Source organism: Lactiplantibacillus nangangensis (assembly GCF_005405065.1).
GTDB classification, from domain to species: domain Bacteria; phylum Bacillota; class Bacilli; order Lactobacillales; family Lactobacillaceae; genus Lactiplantibacillus; species Lactiplantibacillus nangangensis.
Map to the genome: position 1 here is coordinate 127,757 of NZ_BJDI01000008.1, position 13,148 is coordinate 140,904.

The window sequence follows — 13,148 nt, forward strand, 5'->3', positions numbered from 1 at the left end:
GTCCGAGTTATGCGACATACTGCGCTACTCAGCTGGCAAAATCAACCAAGAAAAATTAGCTTCCATCATGATCTAATCACTGCCTAATCAACTGAACAGTTGACTAGCCGGAGGTCACCGCTGATGGCATCGGTCGTGAAGGTGGCGTTTGGTCGGCAGTTTACCGGCCTTACACCACGGACCGTCCGGGGCAATTGCGATTTTGGCAACTGTTCCGGGCGAGGAGCGAGACCGCTTTTCAGGCTCGCTCCGGTCCCACGACCGCATGTCATCAGCGGTGACCGGAGGCGGCAATCAATAACTAGATAATCGTTGCAACACTAATGGCTGCGGCAGCCAACCCGATTGACCAAAATACAATATCAATCTTCCATTCGCTCCAGCCCTTCATTTCAAAGTGATGGTGAATTGGACTCATTAAGAAGATCCGTTTCCCTGTCAATTTGAATGAAGCCACTTGTAAAATCACTGAGGCTGTTTCAATCACAAAGATGATCCCAATGATCAACAGTGATAATTCATGATGAACCAGAATGGAAACCGCGGCTAACGCGCCACCTAAGGCTAATGACCCCATGTCACCCATGAAGATTTTAGCTGGCTTGTGGTTGAAAACAAAGAACCCTAATAATGAACCGACAACTGCCACACAGAACAACGCCACATCTAATTGATGTTGGTGTAACGCAATCAACGCATACGCACCAAACGCAATCGTGGCTTGACCAGCAACTAAACCATCTAGCCCATCGGTCAAGTTGACCGCATTTGAGAAACCGACCAACCAGATAATGACAAACAAGATGTACCAGAGACCTAATGACCAATCACCCATGCCGGGAACGTGTAGTCCCATTGGCAACTGTTCATGCTGATAAACTAATGTGAATACGACTGCACCAACGATTTGGCCCAACAATTTTTGCCAAGCTTTCAAGCCTTCATTTTGCTTGCGCCAAAGTTTGATACTGTCATCCCAGAAGCCCAATCCGCCGTATAGCACGAGAATGAACATCAAAATCCAAGTCGTTGGCCGTAATTGACCTTGCCAAAAGCCGACCCAGATCGTCGTGATCAAGATGGCAATGATAAACAATAGACCACCCATGGTCGGGGTGCCGGACTTCTTTTCGTGCCATTTAGGTCCTTCCTCACGAATCATTTGGCCTTCTTTACGCGCCCGGAAATACCGAATCAAGGACGGCATCAAGGCAAAGACAATAATAAAGCCACTAAATAGCGTTGCTACCCATTCAATTAAACTCAAAACAATTCTCCATTCTACACATTATTAATTATTTCAAACTGACCGTTAACGCTTCCTTAGCTTCAATCGGGTTACCGGCCGATATGCTCTGCGCACTGACATAGCCCGTACCATTCGTCGCTAATTTCAACCCAGTCAAATCGGCAAAATCAGCAACTTCACTTGCTGACCAACCAGTTAGATTTGGCATATACATCTGCCCGTTAGTGACCAAGATCACCCGTTGCTTGCTCGTCAAAATCGTGCCGGAGTTCACCGACTGCTTCACGATGTGCGCCCCTTTACCGACAATCACTGGCGTCACGCCAATCTTCTTAGCCGCTGTTTCGGCGGTCTTGGTTTCCTGACCAGATAAATCCGTCATTTTAATCGTGGCAGATTTCGTCTCACTGGCTTTTTGTTCATCCAGCGCCCGTTGCATGACCGGCTTGAAGATTTCGGCCATATCTTCCGAAGCGGTACTCCCATTTAAAGTCGGTTGCTTCATCGTAATATACATGATATATTTCGGATTTTTGGCTGGCGCCATCCCAACAACCGAGTACAAGTAAGAGTCGTCGCCCGTTTCATAGGTCGAGCCATTCGACACTTGAGCCGTCCCAGATTTGGCAGCAATTCGATAACCATCAATTTTATAGGCCGACCCAGTCCCGTAAGACTTGTAGACCACATCTTGCATGTGATCCAGAACTGCCGACGCCGTTTTAGACGTGACCGGTTGCCCAACAACCTTACGCTGGCCTTTGTAGACAGTTTTGTTGGTATTCGGGTTTGTGATCTTAGAAACATAGTACGGCTGTAACATCTTACCATGATTTGCAATCGCCGTGAAGCCACGCAACATCTGCATTGCGGAAACTTGAATCCCTTGTCCAAAAGAAGTGTCCGCCTGTTCGATTGGATAAGTAAATTGAATCGTTCCAGTTTGCTCGTTGGCTAACCCACTATTGGTGCTGCTACGCAAACCAAAGCGTTTGATGTAGTTGAGCCACGTCTTGGCGCCCATCGTTTGTTCCAAGTGCGCCATCGCGACGTTACTCGACAAAGCGAATCCTTTGGCATAAGTGATGTTCCCCCAACCAGCGGTATTCCAGTCAGGGACCGTTTTGCCACCAATCTTGTACTCCCCAGTTGGCACAGTCACATTGGCATTATAGTTCCCACTATTAATGGCCGCCGCCATTGTGAAGACTTTCATCGTGGAGCCTGGTTCATATGTGTCTTCGACTAACAAGTTACGCCACATCTTTGATAAACCGACTTTCGTTTGCGAATTAAACGTTGGTCGTTGGCTCGTCGCCAAAATAGCCCCAGTCTTCGCGTTCATCAAAGTAGCCGTCATCGTCTTCGGTTGCAGCTTCTCAGCCACTTCAGATAGTTTCGTTTCCAACAATGTCTGCAACTTACTATCGATCGTGGTATAAACATTGTCCCCATTCGTGACTTTTTTAACATTGTCAGTGGTTCCTTGATAACCGCTTTTCGTCACGGTCTTGTGACCGTCCGTTCCGGAAAGTTGCTTGTTATAGGCCAGCTCAATTCCCATTGAACCAACTAAGGTCGTGCGATCCGTCCCTTTGACATCTTTAGAAGACGTCAGACCAATCAGCTGTGACGCAAACGTGCCGTTGGGATAGAGCCGGGCTTCAGATTGCGTGAAATGCAAGCCCGTGACCTTTTGGGCTTCAATTTTCTTTTTCGTAATTAATGAAATATTTTTACCGGCCGTCCCAAATTCAATTTGGAACTTACCGCGCCCTTTTTCCAAAGTTGCGAGGGCTTTTTTGGTACTAATTGGCAAATATTTGGCGAGCACTTTGGCCGCTTGGTCATTGTCCTTCACGTAGATGTCGTGACCATTAGCGTCCTTTTGGTTTTTCGACATAATTGCGTAGATCGTGTACGTGCTAGTGTCTTCCGCGATAGGCTCCCCATTGGCACTATAAATCGTGCCGCGTTTCGCCGTCACTGTTTGGTCTTCGGTGTACAGCTTTTTGGTTGCTGCCGCTAAATTAACCCCGTTCACATGCTTACCGATCGCAATATACGAAAAACGAATGCTCAAAACACCAAATACCACAATCGCTCCAAAAAATAGCCATTGGCCAAAGATTCGTCGATTTTGTTTTGGTGACCGTTTCGAAGTCATTCGTTGTTTGTTCTTATTCATTTGTAAACATTCCTTATGTTACCGTTGTTGAGCGATAAACCGTTTTTCTTAGCCACTTTGTTTAAGCGACTCCGGCTTGAAAGTTCACTAATTTGTTGCGTTGCGGAAGTGTTGCTAGCTTGGACCTTCGTCACCTTCGCTTGAACCGTTTGCAATTGTGTTTGGGCGTTACCAATCGCAATGTTTGAGGAAACTAAAGCGATTGCAAGTGCAAAGACGACCAAACCAAAAGTCACACATAAGACCTTCTCAAATGCTGAGAACGGCACCCGCCGTGTTTGAATGGCAGGATTTGGCGTAACAACGGTTTTATGTACCGGGTTTTGGGCTTGGGGGGTCTCACGCGGTAACTCCCGGGCCAATCCATTTTGGGCCATGGTTCTTCACTCCTTAAAATTTTTTACTTAATTGTTAAACGTTCGATTGCCCGTAACTTGGCACTGCGCGCACGGCGATTAGCGGCAACTTCCGCCTCACTTGGCACAATCGGTTTGCGATGAACCAGACGATAATTTGGCTGCATTTCGGCCGGAATCACTGGTAAGCCAGGTGGTAACTCTGGCAAGGAACTATGTTCTTTAAAAATCGTTTTAACTAAGCGATCCTCTAATGATTGAAAGGTGATCACACTGACGCGACCGTGAACCGCAAGTAACGCCACCGCTTGTTCCAACGACGTTTCTAAGACGCCCAACTCATTATTGACCGCGATGCGGATTGCTTGGAAGACCCGTTTGGCCGGATGACCACCCGTGCGCCGAGCCCGCGCTGGAATCGCTTCTTTAATAATGTCAACCAACTGACCAGTGGTTTCGATTGGTGCCTGTTCCCGCTCACGCTCAATGGCGCGCGCCACTTGTTTCGAGAATTTTTCTTCACCGTAACGATAAAAAATTCGCACCAAGTCAGCGTAATCCCAAGTATTCACAACAATTTGAGCCGTCAATGGTGCTGATTGATCCATCCGCATATCCAACGGGGCATCATGTTGATAAGAAAAGCCCCGTTCCGCGTTGTCAAATTGAGGGGAGGACACGCCCAAATCATAAACGATGCCATCGACTGATTCGATACCGCGCGCGTTCAATTCAGTCTTAAGATTGGCGAAATTACTCTTGATAAACGTTAATTGGCCGGCTGCTAAATAGTCTGCCAAGTTTTCTTCATTATAGTCAATCGCTGTTTGGTCTTGGTCAAAGCTGAATAGGTGTCCATTTGGCCCAAGTTGTTCCAAGATCCGTCGTGAATGACCACCGCCACCCAAGGTACAATCCACATACACCCCATCAGGTTTGACCGCTAATTCGGCCACGGCTTCATGCAGTAATACAGTTGTATGTTCAAATTCGGCCACGCTGATTTCGCCTCCCTAGTTCAGTCATTATTTTTTAAAAGTCAATTAAGTTCTCTGCTAAGTCATCAAAGTCGGCAGCTGTTTCTGTTTCAAAAGTCTGCCACTTCGGCTTGCTCCAAATTTCAAATCGGTCCGAAACACCAACGATGACACATTGTTTTTCTAATTTTGCATATTGTCGGAGCGGTGCTGGAATCATTACACGCCCCTGCTTGTCTAATTCACATTCGGCCGCTGCTGCATAGAAGAACCGGACAAATGCCCGCGCGTCCTTCTTGGTTAGCGGTAGATCATCTAATTGATCCTGTAGCGTCGTCCAGCGTGCTTCCGGATAGCCAAAAATACAGCCATCCATTCCGCGCGTAATCACGAACGACGCCCCTAACAACTCCCGAAATTTAGCGGGAATGATTAACCGACCTTTAGCATCCAACGCGTGTTCAAACTCACCAAAAAACATCTTGGATGCCACGGCTAATCAACCCCTTTCATTAAACATTCTTAAGTCTACCACACCCCCCCACTTCCTACCACATGGTTTTGTTACTTTTCGAAAATGTTAACAAAATGTCAAAAAAGTCCCCACCCAACGCTGATTCGTTAGGTGGGGACTCGTGGGGCTTATTTTCCTTTAGTGACTCAAATTGTCAGCAAAAAGCTGCCTAGTGCCAGCAAATAGATGACGATCGTTAAGAGGTCGGTGACCCGCCAGTAAAGCTTAAAAAAGCGGCCAAACAGGATTTCGCCTTGTTGGATTACCGTTAACAGGGTCAACCCAATGCCCATGATCATTAAGGAGATCACTTCATAGGGGACGATTGAACTGTCCGTTGCCTGTAAGGTCAAGAAGTGCGTGAACACAATTAAAAATGGGGGCCAAAAATCAATGATCAACAAATGTGCCGGCCAAAAGCGTCTCAAGAGTCGTTTCAAACCGAAAATAATGACCGAAACGGCCGCAATTAAACTGATTTGACCTAGCCAGTTGGTGAACAGGTCGTGCATGCCGCTTTCCCTCGCAATCTTTCGTAAACTCGTTTCAGCACCCCAGACAACCGTGAAAACTGCGGATTAATGCGGTTAAGAACGGAATGGCTGCAACGTTTCTTTTTTATTATAGGGATTCTGTTCAGACTTTTCAATCACTGCCACCAGTCCTATAATAGAATCCAAGTCACACTACGGAGGCGTCGCTGATGCTGCAATATTTTACCATGAGTGCTGATGGCCAGTTAGCCACCGGTCAACCACAGGATCAAACTTACTGGATTAATATCGAACGACCGACGACTACGGAGATCAATCAATTAGTTCAGAAATTTAACTTTCCAAAGGATTATTTAACGGCCGTATTGGATGACGCCGAAATTTCACGGACCGAACAATTAAATCAGCAAACAACTGACAATGCCGCGCTGATCGTCATGCAATTTCCAAAATTAACGACTAGTGACCTCGGCTACCTTGAATATCAAGTTTATCCGTTTGCACTCATTTTGACCCCAAAAGTCGTGCTAACGGTTAGTAATTATCCCGCCAGCTTCATTCAAGATTTCGTAATGGATCCTGAGTCCTCACGACTGAGCTTAGATAATCATGAAAACTTTGTACTCGCCATCATGTGGTATATTTCGCACGCCTACGTCACTGCCTTGAAAGTCATCAATCACAAAACGACCGTCTTGGAACGACATTTGACACGCGCCACACGCAATGAAGAAATCTTTCGCATCATGGCTTACCAGAAGTCGCTGATTCGCTTTAAGGCCGCGCTCACACAAAACGCGCCGGTCTTAGCAGCAGTTGAACATTCAGCGACTCATTTTAATGGCAGTGGTCATCAAGCCCTAACGACCGATATCATCATTGAAAATAAGCAAGCGGCCGATATGACCAACACGACTAATCAAATTTTGCAACAATACAGTCAATTAGTCAGCTCAGTCATCTCAAACAATTTAAATGATGTGATGAAAGTCCTGACCTCCCTCACCTTAATTTTAACCATTCCAACCATTATTGGTGGCATTTATGGGATGAACGTCACGTTACCGGGAGCAAGCTTCGCCCATGCCTTTAGTTGGATTGCCTTTGGTACGATTATTTTATGTGTCATTAGTATTGAATACTTACGAAACCACGACTATTTCTAATTGGTAATTGAAATATCTGCGATTCCACGTTAAACTATGAAAGAATTACTCGAAAAGTGTGGTGCAATCAAACTTATGAAAAAGAAATCAACGTTCCAAAAAATCACGATGGTCATCGTGTGGTTGATGATTATTTCAACTGTCGGCTCGCTGGTCCTAGGCGCCTTATCTGGCTTAGGTTTACTCAACTTCAGCTAAACAACAACTCATCAACTAAAAAAACGCCTGAGAAATTAGTCTCAGGCGTTTTTTGATTGTTTTCATGTTCAAACCCATATGGTCTAAACTTCCGAAGTCGGCGATTCGTCGGCTTGTGGTTGCCGATAAACTTTCCGGGCCTTGCTCCCCTCAGAGGGACCGACCACACCACGTTCTTCCATCTCATCGACGATTCGAGCGGCACGATTGTAACCGATTCGGAATCGCCGTTGCAACATCGACACACTTGCCGATTGCTGTTCCGTGACTAGTTCAACGGCATCCGCATAGTACTCATCCTCACCATCGCGCGGATCACCACCGCCATCGGTCGTTTCATCATCCTTGACCAGCATACTTTCATCGTAGTCAGCGGATTGTTGTTGTTTGATGAAGTTCACCACTTCTTCGACATCGTGATCTGAAATGTAGGCACCTTGCACCCGGAGTGGCTTATTCATCCCCATCGGTTGATACAGCATATCGCCACGACCGAGGAGCTTTTCCGCGCCATTGCTATCAATAATGGTCCGCGAATCGATCCCACTAGACACGGCAAACGCCATCCGCGACGGGACGTTCGCTTTGATCAGCCCAGTAATAACATCTACCGATGGCCGTTGCGTTGCTAGGATCATATGAATCCCAGCGGCCCGTGCCATTTGACCCAAGCGAATAATCGCATCTTCAACTTCACTGGAAGTCACCATCATCAAATCGGCCAATTCATCCACGATGACCACGATATACGGTAAGACTGGGCGATTTTGACCATCGGCGGCATTCTGTTGGCGAATAAACTGATTATAGCCTTGCATATTCCGTTGTTTGGAATCCGCAAATAGTTCATAACGCCGCTCCATTTCAGCCACCACTTTGTGCAGTGCTCGCGCCGCTTTCTTCGGTTCCGTGACCACTGGCGTGAGTAGATGCGGAATCCCGTTATAGACTCCTAACTCAACTTTCTTTGGATCAATCAACATAAACTTCACTTGGTTAGGTTTCGTCGTCATCAACAAACCCGTGATCATCACGTTAATTGCCACTGACTTCCCACTCCCGGTCGAGCCGGCAATCAATAGATGAGGCATTTTGGAAAGATCCGCTGTCACTAAATTACCAGAGACATCGCGTCCCAGCGGCACTTCCAATGGCTTCGTTGGGTGGGCTGGTTGTGCTTCGACGATATCTCGAAATGAAACTGTAGAAACTTGCTTATTTGGTACTTCGATCCCAATCAACGATTTTCCGGGAATCGGCGCTTCAATTCGTAAATCTTTCGCCGCCAACGCTAAGGCCAAGTCATCCGCTAAGTTGACCACCTTACTGACCTTGACCCCGACCGCCGGATGCAATTCGTATTTTGTGACGGATGGCCCTAGGCTCACATTTTTAACCTCGACCTTGACGCCAAAGCTTTCCAAAGTCGTCTTGAGCTTTTTAGAGTTACTTTCAATCGTTGCATATTCCGCGCTTTGATCCGTTTTCGGAATTTTTGTTAACAGGTCAGAAGTTGGCAATTGATAATCCGAATCATCGACTGTTTCAGTGCCTTGTAACGTTTCTTCCTCACTAGACTCACTCGCTTCAGTCGTCGCTGGGGCTTTCGAAGCTTGATCACTGGCGACCAGAATATTCACATCGTCGGCTGGCGCCGACTGGACCGCAGTCGTCGCACTCGCCGGCGCCGGTGCCGCTTCACTGGGCGCAATTGGCGCACTCGACGTGACTGGTTTTGACGTTGGTGTCGGTTGCTCAGCTACTTGCTGATTCGCCTTGACCTGACGCTGGACGCGCCAACGAGCATACTGCACTCGCACGTAATGCGCCACTTCATCATAAGCTTGCTTGAGTTGTTCGCCAACCACCACCAAACCGTGTCGAATATAAAGTAGGGTCTGATGGAACGGCAAATTGAAGGCCACAAAAATCCCCGTAATAATTAAAATAATGGCAATTAAAATAGTTCCCAAGTTAGCTAACAATGGATAAGTCAAGCTATATCCAGCTGCTCCGGCTAAGCCACCGCCAAGATGGACCGAAACACCACCCGTTGAAAAGTCGTTCTTTATCAGGTTCCAAGTAATTGACCAAAAATCCGTATGGCGATCCAATCGATTAAACATCGGAATTTCTAGCAGTAATAGGTAACTGTATAAAACTAAGTTCCCACCCGTCCACCAACGCCAACCAATTTTGGGCAATTTGCCAAAAATCATGAGGGTCCCCATGAGGACTAGTGTAATCACGGCTAAGAGTTCATAAGCATCACCAGCTACCAATCGGAAACATTCCGCAAAAAAGGTCCCGACTAAGCCGAGTTTAAATAACGCAAAGATGGTCACTAGCCCCCCGACTAAGCCAATGATATTTCCCGTCATTTGGCGTTGGGTCGTGGCTTTGGTCGACCGCTTGGATCCAGTCGTACGCCGCTTTTTAGTTGTTCGTTGCTTTCGTGCCACGCTACTATCGTCCTTCCCATTTTTGTCTTACTGCCATTGTACCAAACTAATGTTCGTAATTAAAAACTTTCGCCACACCGCCAAAAAAACGCACGTTAACCACAGCTCGCTGAACCGTTAACGTACGTCTGGCAATCACCAGGTTATTTTAATTTATCATTTTCATAATGATGTGACCGTTCCAAGCTCAAAAAGTTTTGTTGCCGCAACGCTTCATAAATAACGATTGCCGCAGAATTCGACAAATTCAACGCACGAATATGTGAATCATCTTGTGGAATCCGAATGGCCTTTTCAGGATACTGACGCATGAAAGGCTCTGGCAAACCGGTCGTTTCCTTTCCGAACAAGAAGTAATGGTCCTTGCTAGTATCACTATAATCCACATCTGAATAGTCGTGATCAGCAAATTTAGAGACCAAATATAACTGATCCAAGTCAGGAATGCTGGCTAAAAAGTCTTGAAGGTCGGCATGATAAGTAATATCAACGCTATCCCAATAGTCCAAACCAGCGCGTTTTAAATGCTTATCATCTATTTTAAAGCCTAATGGTTCAATTAAGTGTAAGGCCGTATCAGTGCCAGCACAGGTCCGGGCAATATTACCAGTGTTCGCTGGCATCAAGGGTTCAAATAGTGCAATATGATTCGTCAAAATAATCTTCCTTTTTCATTAAGTCTTGATCGGTCAATCGCCGTCATTATCTTAATTATCATACCATGATTGATCACCAAAGGCCTAACAATTCTCTATCGAAGACAAATTGTTCGCTAACTTTACAAAGTTTACTTATACTGATCTACAGTTAAAAGGTGAAATTGCTATTCTACGCTAATAAGCGAGTCGGCTAATCAACAGCTCACATAAATGCTAATGGCAATTTAACACTTTTCAACTGATCCGTTCCAAAATAACCTAATCAAGTTTCAATCAATTCAAAGGAGTCGACATATAAATGAAATTATTAATTATTGGTGCCACCGGGATGGCTGGTTCCGCGTTAACTACCACTGCCTTAGCACATAACCATGAAGTGACGGCGTTAGGCCGTTCCGCAGAAAAGTTGGCTAAGCTCCCTGCCAATCCTAACCTGACAACCCGCACTGAGGACGCCTTCGCACTGACCAAAGCCGAATTAGTTAACTTTGACGTCATCATCGATGCCATGGCGACCCCACCAGCCCAAGCATACTTACACGTGGACTTAGCCACTAAACTAGTGGCAATGCTCCGTAACACCAACAGTCCCCGCTTAGTCTTTATTTTAGGTGCTGGTAGCTTGAAGACCGGTGACGACGACCATCTCCTTGTTCATGATATTGAAAAAAGCCCAGAGGCAGCCAACTTTGTAGCCATTCCACAAAATCAGTTGGGTGAACTCCAATTCTTACAAACGGTTACCAATGTCAACTGGGTCGGCGTCTCACCAGCCGCAGATTTTCACGCTGGCGATGCGACCCCTGCCATTTTAGGCACTGATCACCTGCTCGCTAACGCAGCCGGCGCCTCAGTAACCACTTCTGGCACCATGGCGGCAACCGTCTTAGCCGAAATCGAAACACCTAAACATCATCAAGAACGTTTTACCGTCGCAAATCAATAATCATCGCTTAACACTCGGCAAATTTGCCGAGTGTTTTTTTAGTCATTAGCAATCTAACGGTTGAAAGTGTCAAAGTTGCCGTCAATCCAGTCATGCTCGCGTTAGTTATACCTAAAATGGTCTCATACGGCTCACCACTCAGTCAGAATCCGGTCTGGCCGACTCCGCTAAGTTCAAACAATTGACTAATCATTCAAAGCAGTTGCCTAGCTGTGGGTTGTTGTTGAGTGCATCGGCCGTGTGGGTGGCGATTGACCGGCGATTTTCCGGTCTTACACCACGGACCGACCGGGAGATTTGCGGTTTTCACAAAGTTTCCGGGCGAGGGTCAAGACGTTCCTGAGGCTTGACCTGGTCCCTCGGCCGCATGCACTCAACAACAATCGGAAGCGTCAATTAGCAACTATTCTTCACAGTGGAATGGGCCAGTTGTTTTCAAATTTCAACCTTTTGTGAGTGATTTTTTAATCTGCTCCTAACCAAAGCATGCTAAGCTAGGCCACATCATAATTTTGTGACGAAAGTAGTGACCATTTTGAAAACTCGTTTATCAAAACGCAATTTGATCTTCATCGGGACCATGCTCTTTGGGCTGTTCTTCGGTGCTGGCAATTTAATTTTTCCTATTTATTTAGGCCAACAAGCTGGCCAACATCTCGGTGGTGCCATTGTCGGCTTGCTAATCACTGGGATTGGCCTGCCACTGCTCGGCGTCATCGGCATTGGTCTGACGCGCAGTGAGGGTGTCTTTGAACTGGCAACCACCGTCAGCCGGCCCTACGCCTATATTTTTACCGTCGCGCTCTATCTCACACTCGGCCCACTTTTCGCCATGCCCCGGCTGGCAACGACGGCCTTTCAAATCGGGATTGCGCCTTTTCTGGCTAAATCACAGCAAACCAGTGTATTACTGGCTTTTTCCGTAGCTTTCTTTATCGTGACCTGGCTACTGGCCCGCAACCCCGGTAAGCTCATGACTTATATTGGCAAATGGCTCACCCCGCTCTTTCTACTCTTACTCGGTAGTTTGATCGTCGTCGCCCTGGTCAAGCCACTGGGCAATTTTAACGTTGCCGCGCAAGGCGCCTACACCAGCCATCCAATACTAGCCGGGTTCACGGAAGGCTATAATACGATGGACGCTTTGGCCTCGCTAGCTTTCGGCATCGTCGTCATTGACGCGATTCGCGATCTCGGCGTGACTGAACCAGGGCAAATTGCGACCGATACGATCAAAGCTGGTTTAATTAGCATGACGCTCATGGCCGTTATTTACGCTTTACTTGCGGTAATGGGCACCCTAAGCTTGGGGCAGTTTTCCGCCGCAGCTAACGGTGGTGTGACGCTCGCCCAATTAGCCCATTATTACTTTGGCGATTTTGGCAATCTCTTGCTAGCCCTGATCGTTATCATCGCTTGCTTGAAAACTTCAATTGGCTTAACTTCTGCTTTTGGCGATACCGGTCACAGCATGTTTCCAAAATTGCCCTACGCTGGTCTAATCGGCTTCGCCTGTATTGTTCCGGCCGTTTTAGCCAATGTTGGTTTGACCCAACTGATCAGCTATTCAACCCCCGTACTCATGCTGCTCTACCCTTTGGCCATTGTCTTAATTTTACTGGCAGTTCTATCCCCTTGGTTAGGCAAGTCGCGTTGGCTTTTCGCCATGACGACTGCTTGGACCCTGATTCCAGCTATTTTAGCGGGACTCGTCGCCTTACCAAAATTCCTGCTACAAAATGCGATTGGTCATTGGCTTTTACAAGTCAATGGGGCCTTACCGCTAGCTGAACTCGGACTGGGATGGACCGTACCTGCATTGATTGGCCTAATTCTGGGACTTATCGGCCAAAACTGGCAAGCTCATCGCCAATCGTAATTTTCATCAAAAAGGCCTTATTTTCATAAAACACGAAAACGGTCGCACAACACCTGACAT

12 protein-coding genes are annotated in these 13,148 nt (G+C 46.8%); 4 read left to right on the forward strand and 8 right to left on the reverse strand.

What is annotated here, in order from left to right:
- Positions 1–301: 301 nt before the first annotated feature.
- From mraY to FFM70_RS08305, 6 genes are all read right to left on the reverse strand, one after another.
- Positions 302–1,267 carry a phospho-N-acetylmuramoyl-pentapeptide-transferase gene (gene mraY / locus FFM70_RS08280; RefSeq protein WP_137616378.1) on the reverse strand — a complete coding sequence of 322 codons (966 nt, stop codon included), beginning with the start codon at positions 1,265–1,267 and terminating at the stop codon, positions 302–304.
- Positions 1,268–1,295: 28 nt separating this feature from the next.
- On the reverse strand, positions 1,296–3,437 hold the full coding sequence (locus FFM70_RS08285; RefSeq protein WP_137616379.1) for a penicillin-binding transpeptidase domain-containing protein: 2,142 nt from the start codon (positions 3,435–3,437) through the stop codon (positions 1,296–1,298).
- Positions 3,434–3,814: a cell division protein FtsL gene (gene ftsL / locus FFM70_RS08290; RefSeq protein WP_137616380.1), complete on the reverse strand. Its 381-nt coding sequence runs from the start codon at positions 3,812–3,814 to the stop codon at positions 3,434–3,436. Before ftsL ends, FFM70_RS08285 begins: the two co-directional genes overlap by 4 nt.
- A gap of 23 nt (positions 3,815–3,837) precedes the next feature.
- On the reverse strand, positions 3,838–4,791 hold the full coding sequence (gene rsmH / locus FFM70_RS08295) for a 16S rRNA (cytosine(1402)-N(4))-methyltransferase RsmH (RefSeq protein ID WP_137616381.1): 954 nt from the start codon (positions 4,789–4,791) through the stop codon (positions 3,838–3,840).
- 34 nt (positions 4,792–4,825) lie between these two features.
- Positions 4,826–5,251: a division/cell wall cluster transcriptional repressor MraZ gene (gene mraZ / locus FFM70_RS08300; protein ID WP_137616412.1), complete on the reverse strand. Its 426-nt coding sequence runs from the start codon at positions 5,249–5,251 to the stop codon at positions 4,826–4,828.
- 179 nt (positions 5,252–5,430) lie between these two features.
- Positions 5,431–5,796, reverse strand: coding sequence for a DUF3397 domain-containing protein (locus FFM70_RS08305; RefSeq protein ID WP_137616382.1), 366 nt, complete (start codon positions 5,794–5,796; stop codon positions 5,431–5,433).
- 191 nt (positions 5,797–5,987) lie between these two features.
- On the opposite strand from FFM70_RS08305, the gene FFM70_RS08310 reads away from it, so the two are divergent.
- Entirely contained in the window at positions 5,988–6,944 is a 957-nt protein-coding gene (locus tag FFM70_RS08310) for a magnesium transporter CorA family protein (RefSeq protein ID WP_137616383.1), read from the forward strand.
- 75 nt (positions 6,945–7,019) lie between these two features.
- Positions 7,020–7,142: a DUF4044 domain-containing protein gene (locus FFM70_RS08315; protein ID WP_137616384.1), complete on the forward strand. Its 123-nt coding sequence runs from the start codon at positions 7,020–7,022 to the stop codon at positions 7,140–7,142.
- Positions 7,143–7,225: 83 nt separating this feature from the next.
- On the opposite strand, the gene FFM70_RS08320 is transcribed toward FFM70_RS08315, so the two are convergent.
- Both FFM70_RS08320 and FFM70_RS08325 read right to left on the reverse strand, forming a co-directional pair.
- Entirely contained in the window at positions 7,226–9,604 is a 2,379-nt protein-coding gene (locus FFM70_RS08320; protein WP_137616385.1) for a DNA translocase FtsK, read from the reverse strand.
- Positions 9,605–9,747: 143 nt separating this feature from the next.
- Positions 9,748–10,260: a tRNA (cytidine(34)-2'-O)-methyltransferase gene (locus FFM70_RS08325; RefSeq protein ID WP_137616386.1), complete on the reverse strand. Its 513-nt coding sequence runs from the start codon at positions 10,258–10,260 to the stop codon at positions 9,748–9,750.
- A 301-nt stretch (positions 10,261–10,561) separates the two neighbouring features.
- On the opposite strand from FFM70_RS08325, the gene FFM70_RS08330 reads away from it, so the two are divergent.
- Positions 10,562–11,209 carry an NAD(P)-dependent oxidoreductase gene (locus FFM70_RS08330; protein ID WP_137616387.1) on the forward strand — a complete coding sequence of 216 codons (648 nt, stop codon included), beginning with the start codon at positions 10,562–10,564 and terminating at the stop codon, positions 11,207–11,209.
- 535 nt (positions 11,210–11,744) lie between these two features.
- The gene (brnQ, locus tag FFM70_RS08335; RefSeq protein ID WP_137616388.1) at positions 11,745–13,088 is read left to right on the forward strand and encodes a branched-chain amino acid transport system II carrier protein; all 1,344 of its coding nucleotides are present in this window, start codon (positions 11,745–11,747) and stop codon (positions 13,086–13,088) included.
- Positions 13,089–13,148 lie beyond the last annotated feature (60 nt).

What these genes read in the sequence shown, in the direction of transcription:
- FFM70_RS08285 (WP_137616379.1), bottom strand. Translation starts at nt 3,437, where the DNA reads ATGAATAAGAACAAACAACGAATGACTTCGAAACGGTCACCAAAACAA.
- ftsL (WP_137616380.1), bottom strand. Translation starts at nt 3,814, where the DNA reads ATGGCCCAAAATGGATTGGCCCGGGAGTTACCGCGTGAGACCCCCCAA.
- mraZ (WP_137616412.1), bottom strand. Translation starts at nt 5,251, where the DNA reads ATGTTTTTTGGTGAGTTTGAACACGCGTTGGATGCTAAAGGTCGGTTA.
- FFM70_RS08305 (WP_137616382.1), bottom strand. Translation starts at nt 5,796, where the DNA reads ATGCACGACCTGTTCACCAACTGGCTAGGTCAAATCAGTTTAATTGCG.
- FFM70_RS08310 (WP_137616383.1), top strand. Translation starts at nt 5,988, where the DNA reads ATGCTGCAATATTTTACCATGAGTGCTGATGGCCAGTTAGCCACCGGT.
- FFM70_RS08315 (WP_137616384.1), top strand. Translation starts at nt 7,020, where the DNA reads ATGAAAAAGAAATCAACGTTCCAAAAAATCACGATGGTCATCGTGTGG.
- FFM70_RS08330 (WP_137616387.1), top strand. Translation starts at nt 10,562, where the DNA reads ATGAAATTATTAATTATTGGTGCCACCGGGATGGCTGGTTCCGCGTTA.